13 protein-coding genes are annotated in these 16,800 nt (G+C 61.2%); 11 read left to right on the top strand and 2 right to left on the bottom strand.

Annotation, left to right across the window (positions count from 1 at the left end; all coding sequences use genetic code 11):
- Nucleotides 1-87: 87 nt before the first annotated feature.
- Nucleotides 88-2,223, bottom strand: a complete 2,136-nt coding sequence (gene ldhH, locus JFN90_RS06770) for an L-lactate dehydrogenase (quinone) large subunit LdhH (protein WP_199394356.1) — start codon at nt 2,221-2,223, stop codon at nt 88-90.
- Nucleotides 2,220-2,771 carry a LutC/YkgG family protein gene (locus JFN90_RS06765; RefSeq protein ID WP_199394355.1) on the bottom strand — a complete coding sequence of 184 codons (552 nt, stop codon included), beginning with the start codon at nt 2,769-2,771 and terminating at the stop codon, nt 2,220-2,222. The genes ldhH and JFN90_RS06765 overlap by 4 nt, the downstream gene beginning before the upstream one ends.
- Nucleotides 2,772-3,209: 438 nt before the next feature.
- Between JFN90_RS06765 and JFN90_RS06760 the strand changes: the two genes are divergently transcribed.
- The 11 genes from JFN90_RS06760 to JFN90_RS06710 all read left to right on the top strand — a co-directional run bounded on the left by JFN90_RS06760 (nt 3,210) and on the right by JFN90_RS06710 (nt 16,785).
- Nucleotides 3,210-5,159 (top strand): L-lactate permease, encoded by a 1,950-nt coding sequence (locus JFN90_RS06760; RefSeq protein ID WP_199394354.1) that lies wholly within the window; start codon nt 3,210-3,212, stop codon nt 5,157-5,159.
- A 141-nt stretch (nt 5,160-5,300) separates the two neighbouring features.
- Nucleotides 5,301-5,666, top strand: a complete 366-nt coding sequence (locus JFN90_RS06755) for a CidA/LrgA family protein (protein ID WP_199394353.1) — start codon at nt 5,301-5,303, stop codon at nt 5,664-5,666.
- Nucleotides 5,663-6,355, top strand: coding sequence for an LrgB family protein (locus JFN90_RS06750; protein WP_199394352.1), 693 nt, complete (start codon nt 5,663-5,665; stop codon nt 6,353-6,355). Before JFN90_RS06755 ends, JFN90_RS06750 begins: the two co-directional genes overlap by 4 nt.
- A 52-nt stretch (nt 6,356-6,407) precedes the next feature.
- Nucleotides 6,408-7,781 carry an FAD-binding oxidoreductase gene (locus JFN90_RS06745; RefSeq protein WP_199394351.1) on the top strand — a complete coding sequence of 458 codons (1,374 nt, stop codon included), beginning with the start codon at nt 6,408-6,410 and terminating at the stop codon, nt 7,779-7,781.
- A 97-nt stretch (nt 7,782-7,878) separates the two neighbouring features.
- A complete protein-coding gene (locus JFN90_RS06740) occupies nt 7,879-9,120 on the top strand; it encodes a (Fe-S)-binding protein (RefSeq protein ID WP_199394350.1) in 1,242 nt (413 codons plus the stop codon).
- A 119-nt stretch (nt 9,121-9,239) separates the two neighbouring features.
- On the top strand, nt 9,240-9,962 hold the full coding sequence (locus tag JFN90_RS06735; RefSeq protein WP_199394349.1) for a FadR/GntR family transcriptional regulator: 723 nt from the start codon (nt 9,240-9,242) through the stop codon (nt 9,960-9,962).
- A 203-nt stretch (nt 9,963-10,165) separates the two neighbouring features.
- Nucleotides 10,166-11,950 carry an aspartate--tRNA ligase gene (gene aspS, locus JFN90_RS06730; RefSeq protein ID WP_199394348.1) on the top strand — a complete coding sequence of 595 codons (1,785 nt, stop codon included), beginning with the start codon at nt 10,166-10,168 and terminating at the stop codon, nt 11,948-11,950.
- Between the two features lie 12 nt (nt 11,951-11,962).
- Nucleotides 11,963-12,652 carry a LysM peptidoglycan-binding domain-containing protein gene (locus JFN90_RS06725; protein ID WP_199394347.1) on the top strand — a complete coding sequence of 230 codons (690 nt, stop codon included), beginning with the start codon at nt 11,963-11,965 and terminating at the stop codon, nt 12,650-12,652.
- A gap of 520 nt (nt 12,653-13,172) precedes the next feature.
- A complete protein-coding gene (locus JFN90_RS06720; protein ID WP_199394346.1) occupies nt 13,173-15,401 on the top strand; it encodes an NADP-dependent isocitrate dehydrogenase in 2,229 nt (742 codons plus the stop codon).
- A gap of 65 nt (nt 15,402-15,466) precedes the next feature.
- Complete coding sequence (gene mdh / locus JFN90_RS06715; protein WP_199394345.1) at nt 15,467-16,420, top strand: malate dehydrogenase; 954 nt, start codon at nt 15,467-15,469, stop codon at nt 16,418-16,420.
- Nucleotides 16,421-16,593: 173 nt separating this feature from the next.
- The gene (locus JFN90_RS06710) at nt 16,594-16,785 is read left to right on the top strand and encodes a 4Fe-4S binding protein (protein ID WP_129126504.1); all 192 of its coding nucleotides are present in this window, start codon (nt 16,594-16,596) and stop codon (nt 16,783-16,785) included.
- The last annotated feature ends 15 nt before the right edge of the window (nt 16,786-16,800 follow it).

Genomic DNA, 16,800 nt, shown 5'->3' with positions numbered 1-16,800 from the left:
GGTAGTAGTCGGCTGCAACGAGAAAAGCCGCTCTTTCGAGCGGCTTTTCTTTTTTTACCTGTTCCTTCTTGGGGACCTGTTCTTACGTCAGTCTTTGAGCCGCTCCGCCAGCAGTTCCGCCGTGTGCTTGACCCGCACCGGCTCACCGTCCTGGTCGAAGCCCCCGCTGATCTGCAGCACGCACCCCGGGCAGTCCATCGCCACTAGCGGCGCACCGGTGTCCTTGATGTTCTTCAGCTTCCTCTGCAGGATCGGCGCGGAGATCTCCGGCAGCTTCATGGAGTAGGAGCCCCCCATGCCGCAGCACATGTCGCACTCGAACATCTCCTCGACTTGGTAGCCTGCCTGCTGCAGCAGTTCGCGCGGCTCTTCCGACACCTTCAACGTCCTCTTCAGATGGCAAGAATCGTGGTAGGTGATCTTCCCGAGCTCGGCCCCTTCCTGAAAGCTCAGGCGCCCTTCGTCCACCAGGCGCTTGACCAGAGTGGCGAGGTCGACGGTCTTCTCGGAAAGCTTCTTTGCCTTGTCCAGCCACTCGTTCCGCCCGACCGCCTCCAGTGTCTTGGCGAAATCGTGGGCGAGCGCCACGGTACAGGTGGGGCAGGCGGAAACCACGTAGTTAGCATCCTGTTGCAATAGAGCCTCAATGTTGTCGGCGGCGTTTTGAGCCGCAACCTCGTAGGCGCCGCTGTAGAGCGCCGGCGCTCCGCAGCAGGTCTGCTCCTCCGGGAAGATCACCTCGATACCGGCCTTGTTGAGGAGCTTCACCAACGCGACGCCGGTCTCCGGGTAGGCGAAGTCGATCAGGCAGCCGGCGTAGAAGACCGCCTTTTCCTTCCCCTTGGGCTGCTCGATCTCGGCGTAGATGTCGCGGAACGGCTTTTCGGCGATAGCCGGGAGACTGCGCCCGTCGGTGAGCTCAGATAGGAACAGCGGCAGGTGCCGGATGAACTTTCCCGAGGTGAAGGGCTTGCCGGCGACGGAGGCGGCGCGCAGCATGCCGTGGAAGAGCTTCCGGTTGTTCACGACGCTGAAGATCGCCTTTTGCACCAATGGCTGACCCTTTTCAAGGACCAGCCTGCGTCTGATCTCCATGATCATCTCGGGGATGTCCAGCTTGCCGGGGCAGACCTGGGTGCAGTTGCCGCACTGGATGCACAGCCCCTGGATCTCCTCGGATTTTTTCAGCTCGTCGAACCAGGCGGTGAGGATGGTGCCGATGCCGCCGGTGTAGACCTTGCCGAAGACGTGTCCTCCCACCAGGCGGAAGATGGGACAGACGTTGAGGCAGGAGCCGCAGCGGATGCACTGCAGTGCCTGCTTGAACTTCGGGTCCTTGGCCATCTCCGTGCGCTGGTTGTCCATCAGGATGATGTGTAGCTCTTTGGTGGAGCCGTCGTCGTTCTGTGTCGGTCCGGAGATGATGGAAACGTAGCTGGTGAGAAGCTGTGCGGTGGCGCTCCGGGGGAGCGCATCGAGGATCGGGACCACCGTCTCAAACTTCTCGACCAGCTTCTCGACGCCGATCAACGCGACGTGGATGCGGGGCAGGGTGGTCACCAGGCGCGCGTTCCCCTCGTTGGTCACTAAGACGATGCTGCCGGTCTCGGCAACGGCAATGTTGCCGCCGGAGATGCCCATGTCGGCTTCCAGGAACTTCGGGCGCAATTCGTTTCTAGCGACCTTGACCAGACGCGGGATGTCGGTGTCCAGCCGCTCGTTCACTTCCTTACTGAAGATGTCGGCGACCTCTTCCTTGGTCATATGGATGGCCGGCATCACCATGTGGGACGGGGTCTGCCCGGCGAGCTGGATGATCCATTCACCGAGATCGGTCTCGGCGACGGAAATTCCCTGCTCCACCAGTGCCTTGTTCAGGTGGATCTCCTCGGTGGCCATCGACTTCGACTTCACCACGTTCTTCACGCCGTTTTCGCGCGCCACCTTGAGGATGTACTGTTTCACCTCTTCAGGATCGCGGGTGCGAAAAACCTTGGCGCCGAGGGCCTCGGCGTTTGTGCGGAAGGTTTCCGCAACCTCGTCCAGGTGACAGGCCGCCGAGGATTTGGCCTCCGCGATGCGCCCACGCAGTTCCTCGAAGTCGATTCCCTCGTACGCCTTGGTACGGTTCACCTTATAGGCTTCGGAAAACTTCCCCAACGCGCCGGTGAGGTTGGCGTCGTTCAAAGCCCTCTTTATCGATGCCTTGAATTCCTGTTTCATTTCTTCTCCCCTCCCAGCTCGTCGACAAACAGTATGATGAGCCGCTCCGGCCCGTGCACGCCGATGGTCAGCACGCGCTCGATGTCGGCGGTACGGCTCGGCCCGGTGATGAAGGCTATGTAACGGCTGTTACCGGGATTGATGCGGGAGAAGAGGGCAGCCTTGTCGGGGACGATGTTGTCTGAAGGTACCAGCGCGATGTGAATGCTGGTCAGGGCTGAGGCCAAGCGCTGGTCCGGCGCCGCCTGGTCCTGTACCAGGGAACCGGTGTCAGCCACCGCGAAGGACATGTCGCTGATGCCGACCTTGGCCTGCGCCGCGCGCTCCCTGGTCACCTCGAAGCCGAGCCCGGGAACCCCGGCCAGCGACTCTTGGCCTACCGCCTCCAGGAAAGGACCCTTGGCCCACACTGCGTAGCTCCCCGAAGTTTCGGCAACGCTTTCCTGTTTTAAAAACGAGAGGACGAATTCGACTGCGTCACGGTAGGTGTCGACCCGGTGCACTTCCGCCCCGACCGCGACTGCCCTGGCCTTGAATTGCTCGTACATAGCTGTTCTTCCTCCATCACTTTTGGCATTACCCACTGAAGCGAAGGCCGGCCTCGTGAGAGCTAGCCGTTTGATCAGGGTAAAGCTGTTTTAAATCTCTTGGAACCCGTTTGTTTTTTCTGTCATACGTTCGTTCGGTGAAGCGGGTTGTAGGTATATGCGAAAAAAGATATTACCATATGGCCTAAATATCCTAGTTGAAAAAACCGCATGAGTAAAGCCATTTATATAGCGTATGCAAAATAACTTGACACTGTTCTGAAAAGGTGGTTAATTGGCCTTACCAAAATGTATAACTTGGTTTGATTGCCCTGTTCTCCGCATGTCAGGTCTTGGGCGTCACCAGTAGGGGCAGTTCCGAACGTGTTCGATTTGAATTAAGATAGCCATCTTTTTGCCGCCCATACCAGCATCACGAACCAAAGGAGAACATCAGTCATGCCATGGATTCAGAGCTACACCCCCGTTGCGGGAAGCCTCGCTATGTCCGCGCTGGTTGCCGCCATTCCCCTCGTTGTCATCTTCGTCTGTCTGGCCGTATTCAAGATGAAGGCCCACAAGGCCGGCCCGCTTGCGGTCGCTTCCGCCATTGCCATCGCCATTTTCGGGTGGCAGATGCCGGCGAAACTTGCGGGTCTCGCCACCCTGCACGGCGCAGCCTTCGGTCTCTTCCCCGTGTTCTACATCGTGGTCACCACCATCCTCCTCTATAACATCACCGTGAAGGGTGGGCAGTTCGAGATCATCCGCGCCTCGCTGGCCGGTCTCACCGGTGACCGCCGTTTGCAGGCCCTCTTGATTGCCTTCTGTTTCGGCGCCTTCATCGAGGGGGCTGCCGGCTTCGGCACCCCGGTCGCCATTGCCGGCGCGACCCTGGTCGGTCTCGGTTTCCGCCCCTTCTACGCGGCGGGTGTCTGTCTCATCGCCAATACTGCTCCCGTCGCCTTCGGCGCCATCGGCATCCCGGTCGTCGCGCTGGCAGGCGTCATGGGTTACGACGACGCGGGGCTCATGAAGCTCTCCACCATGGTGGGGCGCCAGCTCCCCTTCATCTCTGTGTTCATTCCGTTCTACGTCATCATGATCATGGTCGGCTGGAAAAAGACAATCGAAGTGCTCCCCGCCATCATCGTCTGCGGCGTCACCTTCGCCTTCGCCCAATGGGGTACCGCGAGCTACCTGGGACCCTACCTCCCGGACGTCACCGCTTCGCTTTTGACCCTGGCCGCCCTGGTCATCCTGCTCAAGTTCTGGCAGCCGGCCACGGTCTGGACCTTCGACCACGAGCCGGAGTTCACCGGGAAGGAAAGCCATGACTACACCGGAGCGCAGGTGTTCCGCGCCTGGGCTCCCTACCTTGCACTTACCATCATGGTCCTGGTCTGGGGCATCCCGTCGGTCAAGACATCTCTGGACAAGAGCAAGGTCGTGATCCCGATCTCCGGCCTGGACAACGCCATCGTGAAGAAAGTCTCCAAGCCGGAAGACGGCATCAAGAAAGTTGCGGCCGTCAAGGCCGAAGCTGCCAAGCAGGCGGCGCTGCTCTCCCCGGCGGACCCCAAGCAGGCCGCACTGGCCGTCGGCCTGACCGAGCTGCAGGCACTCGAGGACAAGGTGCTGGTGGTCGAGCAGAGCCTCCCGGCCGGCAAGGCTGTGGTCACCGCCGAGCGGCTGGCCGCGTACGACGCAGTCGATAAGAAGCAGAAGGATCTGCAAAAGGTAGAGAAGGAACTGGTTGAGGCGAAGGCCGTGGACAAGGCTCAGTTCAAAGCGCTGGACAAGGCGGTAGGCGACCAGCTTCCGGCCAAGGTGGCTGCTAAGTTCACCTTCAACTTCATGTCCGCAGCCGGTACCGCCATCCTGATCGCGGCTATCCTCTCCGCGCTAATCTGCGGCGTCGGCATCGCCGACTTCTTCCAGGTGTTGGGCAAGACCCTGTTTGACATGCGCTGGCCGGCGGTCACCGTCGCCTCCGTGGTAGGTCTGGCCTTCGTCATGAATGCCTCGGGCATGACCACCAGCATGGGGATCTCCTTCACCAAGGCGGGCGCCATGTTCCCGTTCCTCTCTCCGTTCCTGGGCATGCTAGGCGTGTTCCTGACCGGCTCGGACACCTCCAGCAACGTCCTCTTCGGCGGTCTGCAGAAGGTGACCGCCGAGCAGCTCGGCATGAACCCGCTCCTGACCGGCGCCGCCAACACCAGCGGCGGTGTCATGGGCAAGATGATCTCGCCGCAGTCCATCGCCGTCGCCTGCGCTGCCACCGGCCTGGTCGGTGAAGAGGGGAACCTGTTCCGCTTCACCCTGAAGCACGCCCTGTTTCTTACCACCGTCATGGGCATCATCGTCACGCTGCAGGCCTATGTCTTCCCCTGGATGATTCCGTAACCGTAGCGGTACCACCCTGACGCCGGCAGCCCGGGAGTTTATCTCTTGGGCTGCCGGTACCTCCAGAAACCGACTCTTTTCCTCAAGCGCACCTGCCCCTCCTCAAAGAACAAGGAGGGCAGGGCAAAGCGGTGCAGGCTCATGGCAAGAAAGCTGTTCGACATCTGCTGGCAGATCGCGCTCCTGTGGCTGGTATTTCGCTGCGGGGTGTGGCTTGTCGGTGCGTTGCACCTCTCCCTGCCGGGCAATGTCGCCGGGATGCTGATCATGTTCGCCCTCCTTGCCAGCGGCACCATAAAGCCTGTTCTTATCGAGACCGGCAGTGGATTCCTGCTCAAACATTTCGCCTTTTTCTTCATCCCGATCTCGGTAGGCCTCATGTCCTTCGGCGACCTGATGCGACAAAGCGGGCTGGAACTTATGGTGATCCTGGTGGTAAGCGCGATGATCGGCGTCGCGGTCACCGGAGCCACCGTGCAACTGCTGCAGCAAAGGGGGGAGCGATGAGCGGCGCCGTTTTGTTCTCCTTCTTTGTCGTCCTTACGGTGACCAGTTATCTGGCGACGCGGCAGCTCTTCCTGACCTACCGGCACCCGCTACTGAATCCGGTCTTCCTTAGCACTATCGTCATTATTGCGGTCCTGAAGGTTACCGGCTACGGACTGGAGGATTACCGCCCGGCCAAGGAGGCGATGACCTTCCTGCTGGGGCCGGCTACGGTGGCGCTGGCCCTGCCTTTGTACCACAACCGCAGGGTGCTGATGCAACATACGCTGCCGGTGCTAGCCGGGGTGATGGCGGGCTCTCTTACCACCATGGCGGCCGCGCTGCTCGCCGGTCGAATTTTGCAGCTTGATCCTACTGTCCTTCTCTCGCTGGGCCCCAAGTCGGTCACCGTGCCGATCGCCGTGGAGATCTCCCGGCTCGCCGGCGGGGACGCGAGCCTGACCGCCGCCTTCGTGGTGGCGACGGGCATGATCGGGTCCATCATGGGCCCCTCGCTTTTGACGCTGTGCCGGGTGCGCAGCCAGGTCGCGCGCGGGCTGGCCCTAGGAACGGTGTCGCACGGACAGGGGACCGCAGTGGCCCTTCTGGAGAGCGAAACGGCGGGGGCGATGGGCGGGGTGGCGATGGCCATCGCCGCAGTCTTCACTGCACTGGTAGCACCGTACTATCTGCCCCTGTTCCTGTACTAGCGGCCAAAGGGCGGCCACGGACAATCACACAGCCAAGAAAGGAATCATCGTCATGGAAACGAGTTTCATAAAATCGCTCTCGGAGATAGTGGGGGCGCAGTACACCCTTTCCGACCCGGAATCACTTGCCTGCTACGGCTACGACTCGACCCCGGAGCTGCAAAGCCGCCCGGGCGTGGTGGTCCTTCCCGGCAGTTCCGAGGAGATCGCCAAGGTGCTGGCGCTGTGCAACGGTGCCGGCGTGCGCGTCACTCCGCGCGGCTCGGGGACCAACCTCTCCGGCGGCTCCATCTCCTTCGACGCCGGCGTCGTGCTGCAGACCAGCAGGATGAACCGCATCATCGAGATCGACGAGGAGAACCTGACCGCGACCGTCGAAACCGGCGTGATCACCTCGACGCTGCATCGCGAGGTGGAGGCCAAGGGACTGTTCTACCCCCCTGACCCTGGCAGCATGAACATCTCCACCATGGGGGGGAACGTGGCCGAGAACTCCGGCGGACTGAGGGGACTCAAGTACGGCGTCACCGACGACTACGTCATGGGGCTGAAGACGATTCTCGCCGACGGCGAAGTACTGAAGACCGGAGGCAAGGTGGTCAAGGACGTGGCGGGTTACAACCTGAACCAGCTCCTCGTTTCCTCGGAAGGGACCCTCGGCGTTTTCTCCGAGGTGATCGTTAAGCTGATTCCGAAGCCTCAGGCCAAAAAGACCATGCTGGTGCATTTCCCGCAGCTCGAGCAGGCGGCCCTCACCGTGTCGCACATCATCGCCGCCCGCATCATCCCGGCGACGCTGGAGTTTCTGGACCGCACCACCATCAAGTGCGTCGAGGACTATGCCCACGTGGGGCTGCCGCTGGACGTTGACGCCGTGCTCCTGATCGAGGTGGATGGCCATCCGGCCCAGGTGGAAGAGGACGCCGCCGGCATCCGCGAAATCTGCGAGCGGCACCACTGCTCCTTCTTCCAAACCGCCGCGAGCCCCGAGGAGGCGCTGAAACTCGCCACCGCACGCCGCGTCGCGCTCTCCGCCCTGGCCCGGGTGCGACCCACCACCATCCTCGAGGACGCGACGGTACCGAGAAGCTGCATCGCTCCCATGGTGAAACTGATCCAGGATACCGCCAAGAAGTACGACCTCCTGATCGGCACCTTCGGTCATGCCGGCGACGGCAACCTGCACCCCACCTGCCTCACTGACGAGAGAAACCCCGACGAGATCAGAAGGGCGCACCAGGCCTTCGGCGAGATCTTCGAGGCCACCATCGCCATGGGCGGGACCATCACCGGTGAGCACGGCGTCGGCGTCGCCAAGAAGAAGTACCTCCCGAAACTGGTGGGCGAGTCCGGGCTGCGCGTCATGCGCGGCATCAAGGGCGCCTTCGACCCCAGGGGGACCTTGAATCCGGGCAAGATCTTTTAAACAGGTTGAGGTTAAGGTTGAGGTTGAGCAGAGACCAGGTCGTCCGGCTCACCCCGCCTTTCCTTGACCTCAACCTCAACCTTAACCTGAGGTTCTCATGGATTACGTCAAACTGATCAACTGCATGCGTTGCGGCATGTGCCTGCCGCACTGCCCGACTTATAAGGAGTCCTTCCTGGAGACCGCTTCGCCGCGCGGTCGCGTGGCGCTGGTGCGCAAGTTCCAGGAGGGCGAACTGGTGGAGAGCGAGAAGTTTCTGGAATACGTTTCCCTCTGTTTGGACTGCCAGGCCTGCGCCTCTGCCTGCCCCTGCGGCGTCAATGCCGGCGAACTGGTGGCGGAGTTCCGTTGCGAGAGAAAACAGGAACAGGGACTCTCGACGATGGAGGACCTGATCCTCAGAAAGCTGGTGCCGCACCCGGACCGCCTGGAGGCGGCCACGGCGCCGCTGCGCCTCTACCAGCGCACCGGCCTGCAGAAGGTGGTGCGCTCGCTGGGGCTCCTGAAGGTGTTCCCGTCGGCGCTGGGGAGGATGGAGGGGCTGTTGCCGAAGCTCCCCGCGGCCCCGCTGCGCCAGACCATCAGCGAAGTGACCCCGGCGGTCGGCGAGCAGAAGGGGACGGTCGGCTTCTTTCTTGGCTGCGTCATGAGCCTCATCTTCAGCGAGGCGAGCCTCGCCACTGTCGAGCTCCTTTCCACCCTGGGCTACAAGGTGGTGACCCCCAAGGACCAGAAATGCTGCGGCGCCCCCAACATGCTGGGGCACGACATCGACGGGCTCAAGGATGCGGCACGCTTCAACACCGACCTGTTCCAGTCCCAGGAGCTCGATTTCGTGGTCACCGACTGCGGCGGCTGCGGCGCCGAACTGAAGAAGTACGGCCATCATCTGGACGGAGAGGTTGCCGCTACCGCCTTCAGTACTAAGGTGCGGGACATCTCCGAAATCCTGGCCGCCGAGGCTGGGACCTTGAAAGACAAGCTCAAGCCGCTGCCGCTCAAGGTGACCTACCACGACCCGTGCCACATCGCCCACTGCCAGGGGATCCGCAGCCAGCCGCGCGCCCTGATTAACCTGATCCCGGGCATCGACTTCCGCGAACTCCCCGAGGCCGATGCCTGCTGCGGTTCGGCCGGCACCTACAACATCGAGAAGCCGGAGATGTCGGACCGGGTGCTGTCGCGCAAGGTGCAGAACGTTCAGAAGACCGGAGCCGATTACCTGGTCACCAGCAACCCCGGCTGCCTGTTGCAGTTGAAAAAGGCGCTCGCCGAGGCAACGCCGGCGGTCAAGGTGATCCACCTGACCGAGCTGCTGCAGATGAGTCTCAATGCCTGAACCGGAGCGGGACGGCAGGTCGAAAAGGAGTTGACGTGTGCGTCAAATTGACGCGGTGGGCGTGGCCAGACTCTAAAAATTTTGTTGCCTTAGCCACTCTAATGTAGTATCGGTGCCACATGAAATTTACGCCGATTAAACCGAAAAAGGTATCGACGCAGATCGCCGAACAGATCCGCAGTTCGATTTTGGCGGGTGAATTCAACCCCGGCGAGAAGCTTCCCCCTGAGCGTGAATTGGCCGAGCTGTTCGGCGTTTCCCGTCCCTCGGTGCGCGAAGCGCTCAACATCCTCACCTCGTCGGGGCTGGTGGAAACCTACCAGGGGGGAGGGACGCTGGTCCGCTCTCTGGTCGAGAATTCGGCGTCCATGCCGCTCACCGAACTGATCCGCATCGACGGCGACCGCGCCCTCGACGTGATCGAGGTGCGCAAGGGTATGGAGTCCTGGACCGCCTGGTACGCGGCATCCCGGGCGCTCCCCGAAGACATCCGCCGGCTCGAGGCCGTGATAGAGGGGATGAAGAAGAACCTGGAGGATCTGAAGCACTCCGAGGACTTCGACGCCCACTTCCACATGTTGGTGGCCCGCGCCACCCACAACGTGGTCTGGTCGCACATGATGCAGAGCATCTTCGAGGCGATGCAGGAGTTCCAGCGCGACGTCTGGCGCGCCGTCTACCTCACCGAGGAGGACCAGCGGCTGCTTTTCAATCACCACCTGAAGATCTACGAGATGATCCGGGATCGAAACGAAGAGGGGGCCCGCGAAGCCATGCTGGAGCACCTCGACTTCGCGCAGAAGCGCTGCTCCGCCTACGTTTCCATGCGCGGATCCGAATAGCGGCGCACCTGAAAGTTACCCGAAGGCCCGGTAGAGTTCTGCCGGGCCTTTTTTGCCTCCGCTCACTTCGCCCGCCGCGCCGTTACGGCAGGCGAGGCGCCCCCTGATCCCCGTGCGGGGGTGCTTTTTGGTTGAAGCGAAAATTGTTTTTGGTTATAGTTACGCGATTTATTTCCCTGCAGATAAAACCAAGGAGGGTTTACATGATAGATTTTCTGGGCGATTGGAAGAGAACCAGTTATTGCGGCGAGTTGCGGGCCGAGCACATCGGTCAGGACGTGGTCCTGATGGGATGGGTAGCCAAGCGGCGCGACCACGGCGGGCTCATCTTCGTTGACCTGCGCGACCGGGACGGCGTCGCCCAGGTGGTTTTCGACCCGGAAAGAAACTCCGAAGGGCACGCCAAGGCCGAGACCGTGCGCAACGAGTTCGTCGTCGCCATCAAGGGTACCGTGGCGGCCCGCCCGGAAGGGACCGTCAACCCGAAGATGAATACCGGCGCGGTCGAGGTGCTGGTGAAGGAGTGCAAGCTCCTGAACCCCTCCAAGGCGCTTCCCTTCACCCTGGACGGTTTTGTCGACGTCAACGAGAACATCCGCCTCAAGTACCGCTACCTGGATCTTCGGACCGGGCAGCTGCAGCAGAACATGATCCTCCGCTCCAAGGTGGCCCAGCTCACCCGCTCCTACCTGACCGACAACGGCTTCCTGGAGCTGGAAACCCCGTTCCTCACCAAATCCACCCCGGAAGGCGCCCGCGACTTCCTGGTCCCCTCGCGCATCAACAAGGGTGAGTTCTACGCGCTGCCGCAGTCCCCGCAGCTCTTCAAGCAGATCCTCATGGTTTCCGGCTTCGACCGCTACTTCCAGATCGTGCGCTGCTTCCGCGACGAGGACCTGCGCGCCGACCGCCAGCCCGAGTTCACCCAGATCGACTGCGAGATGTCCTTCATCGACCGCGAGGACATCATCACGGTGATGGAAGGGCTCATGGCCCGCATCTTCACCGAGGCGCGCGGCGTGAAGGTCGAGCTGCCGATCCAGAGGATGACCTACCAGGAGGCGATCCGCCGCTTCGGCGTGGACAACCCGGACCTGCGCTTTGGTCTGGAACTGGTGGAGCTCTCCGATATCGTCAAGGCCTCCGGCTTCAAGGTCTTCGCAGACGTGGTCAACGGCGGCGGCATCGTCAAGGGTATCAACGTGAAGGGCGCCGGCGCCATGAGCCGCAAGGAGATCGACGATCTCACCGAATTCGCCAAGATCTACGGCGCCAAGGGGCTTGCCTACGTGAAGATGACCGCGGAAGGGTGGCAGTCCCCGATCGCCAAATTCTTCACCCCCGAAGAGATCGCCACCATGGATAAGGCCTTTGACGCCAAGGAAGGGGACCTGCTCCTGTTCGTGGCCGACAAGCCCAAGGTGGTCAACGATTCCCTCGGCAAGCTCAGGAACCACCTGGCCGCCAAGATGGGGCTCACCGACCCCAACGTGTACCGTTTCGTCTGGATCACCGACTTCCCGCTGCTCGAGTGGGACGAAGAGGAGAAGCGCTGGGCTGCCGTGCACCATCCCTTCACCGCGCCGATGGACGAGGACCTGCAGTACGTGGAGAGCGACCCCGGCCGCTGCCGCGCCAAGGCCTACGACCTGGTGCTCAACGGCAACGAGATCGGCGGCGGCTCCATCAGGATCCACCAGGAAGAGGTGCAGTCCCTCATGTTCAAGATGCTGGGGCTCTCCGAGGAGAACGCACGCGGCAAGTTCGGCTTCCTCCTGGACGCCCTCGAGTACGGCACCCCGCCGCACGGCGGCATCGCCTTCGGCCTGGACCGCCTGATGATGCTGATCACCGGCTCCGACTCCATCCGCGACGTCATCGCCTTCCCGAAGACCCAGAAGGGTGCCTGCCTCATGTCCGAGGCTCCCTCCGGCGTCGACACGCTGCAGCTGCGCGACCTGGGTATTCGTCTCGCCGCGAAGCAGTAGGGCGTCGTCTCTTTGAGGCTTTTCGCCCGTTTCATAATCCTGCTGCTCATTCTCTCAGCGGCGGCCTGCGCAACGCAGCCGCCGCGTTTTCGCGATGAGGCCGCGGCCAAACTGGACCAGCTGAAGCTGGAAGGTGGTGAGCGTCTGCACCCGGCCGAGTACGCCAGCGTGCTGCAGGCGTTCCTCAAGGGGGACGCCTACCTCATGGAGAGCGAGCAGGAGGAAGCCGACCGCTACTTCCAGATGACCATCCTTAAGGGGAATCTCCTCGCAGAGGAGGTGGCCGCGGAAAAGGCGCGCCGCCTGGCGGAGGCCGCGCGTCTGGCCGAGGAGCGCAGGCAGGCCGAGCTGGTACGGCTGGCCCGCCTGGAGGAGGAGCGCCTGGCCAAGGCGCTGGCCGCCGAGAAGGCGCAGCGGGAAGCTGCCGAGGCGGAGCGGCGCAAGGTCCGGCCGGTGGTGAAAGAGCCGGTCCAGGTCGCCTCCTGGACCGTGCGCAGGGGCGAATCGCTGCCGCTGATCGCCTCGCGCGCCGAGGTGTACGGCGACCGCAACCTCTGGCCTCTGATCTACCGCGCCAACCGGGACCAGATTCGCGATCCCAAGCACATCTGGCCGGGGCAGGTGCTGCGTGTTCCCAGGAACTTCGGGCGCGATGATTACGCAGAGGCCCGCCGCTACGCCCAAGACCACCCGCTGCACTGAATTTTCTTTTTCGTTAGACGGTATTTTTGAACGGTATTTTGTCGACACCTCGCCGGCATCACATATCGTCGGCGAGGATGTGGCGGGTGCGTCGCGGATACGCTTGCCGCCGTCCCTGTCGCACCGGACGCCGCCCCACTGCTTTTTGCCAATACTTCCACGCCACTGCGCGTTTTACCTCGCTTTTTTAATGCCCTGGCCCGGCGCACTCCTCGCCGGCGCTCCTTTTTCTACCGCTTCTCCCCTCATTTGAATCCTCATTGAATCCACCCAGATTTTCCCTTGACAGTGAAAAACGTTTTGTATACTGTATACAAAATTTGAAATCCCAGCATATCCTGCTAACATCCCATAATCCTTTATATATTTCGAGAGTCGCCACAATGGCCCCTCGCGTTGGGTAGGTGGCAGGTTGTTGACGGACTCCGGTAGGCCAATAAAACACCATGTCGGGTGATGGCAGCGTAGCTGTCCCCATCATTTTTGTATTTGTGCTTCGTATAAAACCCAAGGAGAGATCATGACAACACAGACTAAGATCGTTTGGACCAAGATCGACGAGGCCCCCGCACTGGCAACCTACTCCCTGCTCCCCATCGTCAACGCCTTCACCAAGGCCGCCGGCGTTGAGGTCGAGACCAGGGACATCTCCCTGGCAGGCAGGATCATCGCGAACTTCCCGGAGAACCTGACCCCGGAGCAGAAGATCGCCGACGAACTGGCTTACCTGGGCGACCTGACCCAGAAGCTGGAAGCCAACATCATCAAGCTCCCCAACGTCTCCGCTTCCATTCCGCAGCTCAAAGCGGCCATTGCCGAGCTGCAGAGCCAGGGGTACAAAATCCCCAATTACCCGGAAGAGCCCAAGACCGACGAGGAGAAGGCACTCGCCGCGCGTTTCGCCAAGGTGCTTGGTTCCGCCGTCAACCCGGTGCTGCGTGAAGGCAACTCCGACCGCCGCGTCGCCAAGGCTGTCAAAGAGTACGCCAAGAAGCATCCGCACAAGATGGGTGCCTGGTCCGCCGATTCCAAGAGCCACGTCTCCAACATGAGCGCGGGCGATTTCTACCACAGCGAGAAGTCGGTGACCCTGAAAGAGGCCACCACCGCCAAGATCGAGTTCGTGGACAACCTGGGCAACGTCACCGTGATGAAGGAAAAGCTTCCGCTGCAGGCAGGCGAGGTGCTGGACGGCTCCTTCATGAACGTACGCGCCCTGCGCAAGTTCATCCAGGAGCAGATTGACGACGCCAAGGCGAAGGGGATCCTCTTCTCCGTGCACCTTAAGGCCACCATGATGAAGATCTCCGATCCGGTCATCTTCGGTCACTTCGTCACTGTTTACTTCAAGGACGTGTTCGAGAAGCACGAGGCAACCTTCAAAGAAATCGGCGTCAACCCCGATCTGGGCCTCGGCGACCTCTACAAGAAACTCGACAAACTCCCGGCAGGCAAGAAGGCCGAGATCGAGGCGGACATCCAGGCCACCTACGCCAAGCAGCCGCCGCTGGCCATGGTCGATTCCGACAAAGGGATCACCAACCTGCACGCATCCAACGACATCATCATCGACGCCTCGATGCCGGTCGTAATCCGTGACTCCGGCAAGATGTGGGGCCCGGACGGCAAGCTCGCCGACACCAAGTGCGTGGTTCCCGACACCTGCTACTCCGAGTGGTACCAGGAGTGCATCGACTTCTGCAAGAAAAACGGCCAGTTTGACCCGACCACCATGGGCGCCACCTCCAACGTCGGCCTCATGGCACAGAAGGCCGAGGAGTACGGCTCCCACGACAAGACCTTCGTCGCTCCCTTGAACGGCACCATGCGCGTCGTCGACGCCGCAGGCGAAGTTCTGATCCAGCACCAGGTCGAGCAGGGCGACATCTGGCGTGGCTGCCAGGCGAAGGATCTCCCGATCCGCGACTGGGTCAAGCTCGCCGTCAGCCGTGCCCGTGCGACCGGCGCTCCGGCCGTGTTCTGGCTCGACAAGAACCGCGCTCACGACGCCCAGATGATCGAGAAGGTGAACACCTACCTGAAGGATCACGACACCACCGGTCTCGAACTGCACATCATGTCCCCGGTCGAGGCAATGAAATTCACCCTGCCCAGGGCCAAGGCCGGCAAAGACACCATCACCGTCACCGGCAACGCCCTCAGGGATTACTTGACCGACCTGTTCCCGATCCTCGAGCTCGGCACCTCCGCGAAGATGCTCTCCATCGTTCCGCTGCTCGCGGGCGGCGGCCTCTTCGAGACCGGTGCGGGCGGCTCCGCTCCGAAGCACGTGCAGCAGTTCCAGCAGGAAGGTTACCTGCGTTGGGACTCCCTGGGCGAGTTCCTGGCCCTGGCGGTCTCCCTCGAGCACCTGGCTGCCACCTTCAAGAACGAGAAGGCTGCACTCCTCGCCGAGACCCTCGACGCGGCCAACACCAAGTTCCTCGACCAGAACAAGAACCCGGCGCGTAAGGTTGGCCAGATCGACAACCGCGGCAGCCACTTCTACCTGGCCATGTACTGGGCCGAGGCCATTGCCGCCCAGACCAAGGACGCCGACCTGGCCGCCAAGTTCGCCAAGGTCGCCAAGGCGCTCCAGGACAACGAAGAGAAGATCAACGCCGAGCTCATCGGCGCCCAGGGCAAGCCGGTAGACATGGGCGGTTACTACCACCCGAGCGATGCCAAGACCGAAGCCGCTATGCGTCCGAGTGCAACCCTTAACGCCATTATTGACTCGATCAACTAACAGGCGTAAACGTAGGATTCGCTTCATCGGAAGTTAATCACATTCTATTAACGGAGGAAGAAAACATGGCACGTAAGAAGATCGCACTTATCGGTGGTGGACAGATTGGCGGCGTACTTGCTCAGCTCGCAGCTCTGCGCGAACTGGGTGACGTGGTGATGTTCGACATCGTTGAAGGCCTTCCGCAGGGCAAGATGCTCGACATCGCAGAAGTCGGTTCGGTTGACGGCTTTGACTGCTGCCTCAAGGGCACCAACAGCTACGAGGACATCGCCGGCGCCGACGTGGTCATCGTCACCGCAGGTCTTCCCCGCAAACCGGGCATGAGCCGTGACGACCTGATCGAAGTCAACTCCAAGATCATGACCTCCGTCGCGGAAGGGATCAAAGCCCACGCACCGAACTCCTTCGTCATCGTCATCTCCAACCCGCTCGACGCGATGGTGACCCTGTGCCAGAAGATCACCGGCTTCCCCTACAACCGCGTTATCGGCCAGGCCGGCGTCCTCGACTCCGCCCGCTTCAAGACCTTCATCGCCTGGGAACTGGGCGTATCCGTGAAGGACGTGAACGCGATGACCCTGGGCGGCCACGGCGACGACATGGTGCCGCTGGTGCGCTACGCCTCCGTGAACGGCATCCCGGTCATGGAACTGCTCGAGAAGAAGTACAAGGACAAGGCTAAGGCCAAAGAAATCATGGACGCCATGGTCAAGAGGACCCGCGGTGCAGGCGGTGAGGTTGTCGCCCTGCTGAAAACCGGCTCCGCCTTCTACTCCCCGGCTTCCTCCGCCATCCAGATGGCGGAATCGATCCTCAAGGACCAGAAGCGCGTACTGCCGACCTGCGCATACCTGAACGGCGAGTTCGGCGTGAAAGGCTTCTACGTTGGCGTTCCCTGCGTCCTGGGCGAGAACGGCGTCGAGTCGATCCTCGAGTTCGAACTGGATGCCGAAGAGCAGGCCATGATGGACAAGTCGGTTGCCGCAGTTAAGGAACTCGTAGGTTCCATGAAGTAAGCTGCAAGCTACGCTGTACTACAGGGGGTAGGGAGGTTTCCCCTCTCTACCCCTTTTTTACAAAGAGCCGTGTTCGGGCGCCAGTCCGAGTACTTGCATTTTGTAAACACTATGTGTTATATACCCACCATTTGCACAGCCTGCGAAGGCAATTTGTCAAAGGAGCTACGTTGATGGAGAAAACACCGGCGAACATCGAGATCATCGAGAAGTACTGCAAGGGGTGCCACATCTGTGTGGAGTTTTGCCCCACCAAGGTCTTGGAAATGAAGGGCTTTGTAGCAAGCGTCAAGAACCTTGAGGCCTGCATCAAGTGCATGCAGTGCGAGCTTAGATGCCCTGACTTTGCAATCAAAGTATCGTAAACAATTTTAGGAGGT

It is taken from the genome of Geomonas propionica, from assembly GCF_016458235.1.
GTDB lineage: Bacteria > Desulfobacterota > Desulfuromonadia > Geobacterales > Geobacteraceae > Geomonas > Geomonas propionica.
This window is presented reverse-complemented; position numbering and strand designations above follow the sequence as displayed.

What these genes read in the sequence shown, in the direction of transcription:
- ldhH (WP_199394356.1), bottom strand. Translation starts at nt 2,223, where the DNA reads ATGAAACAGGAATTCAAGGCATCGATAAAGAGGGCTTTGAACGACGCC.
- JFN90_RS06750 (WP_199394352.1), top strand. Translation starts at nt 5,663, where the DNA reads ATGAGCGGCGCCGTTTTGTTCTCCTTCTTTGTCGTCCTTACGGTGACC.
- JFN90_RS06765 (WP_199394355.1), bottom strand. Translation starts at nt 2,771, where the DNA reads ATGTACGAGCAATTCAAGGCCAGGGCAGTCGCGGTCGGGGCGGAAGTG.
- JFN90_RS06720 (WP_199394346.1), top strand. Translation starts at nt 13,173, where the DNA reads ATGACAACACAGACTAAGATCGTTTGGACCAAGATCGACGAGGCCCCC.
- JFN90_RS06710 (WP_129126504.1), top strand. Translation starts at nt 16,594, where the DNA reads ATGGAGAAAACACCGGCGAACATCGAGATCATCGAGAAGTACTGCAAG.
- JFN90_RS06745 (WP_199394351.1), top strand. Translation starts at nt 6,408, where the DNA reads ATGGAAACGAGTTTCATAAAATCGCTCTCGGAGATAGTGGGGGCGCAG.
- JFN90_RS06740 (WP_199394350.1), top strand. Translation starts at nt 7,879, where the DNA reads ATGGATTACGTCAAACTGATCAACTGCATGCGTTGCGGCATGTGCCTG.
- JFN90_RS06755 (WP_199394353.1), top strand. Translation starts at nt 5,301, where the DNA reads ATGGCAAGAAAGCTGTTCGACATCTGCTGGCAGATCGCGCTCCTGTGG.
- aspS (WP_199394348.1), top strand. Translation starts at nt 10,166, where the DNA reads ATGATAGATTTTCTGGGCGATTGGAAGAGAACCAGTTATTGCGGCGAG.
- JFN90_RS06735 (WP_199394349.1), top strand. Translation starts at nt 9,240, where the DNA reads ATGAAATTTACGCCGATTAAACCGAAAAAGGTATCGACGCAGATCGCC.
- mdh (WP_199394345.1), top strand. Translation starts at nt 15,467, where the DNA reads ATGGCACGTAAGAAGATCGCACTTATCGGTGGTGGACAGATTGGCGGC.
- JFN90_RS06760 (WP_199394354.1), top strand. Translation starts at nt 3,210, where the DNA reads ATGCCATGGATTCAGAGCTACACCCCCGTTGCGGGAAGCCTCGCTATG.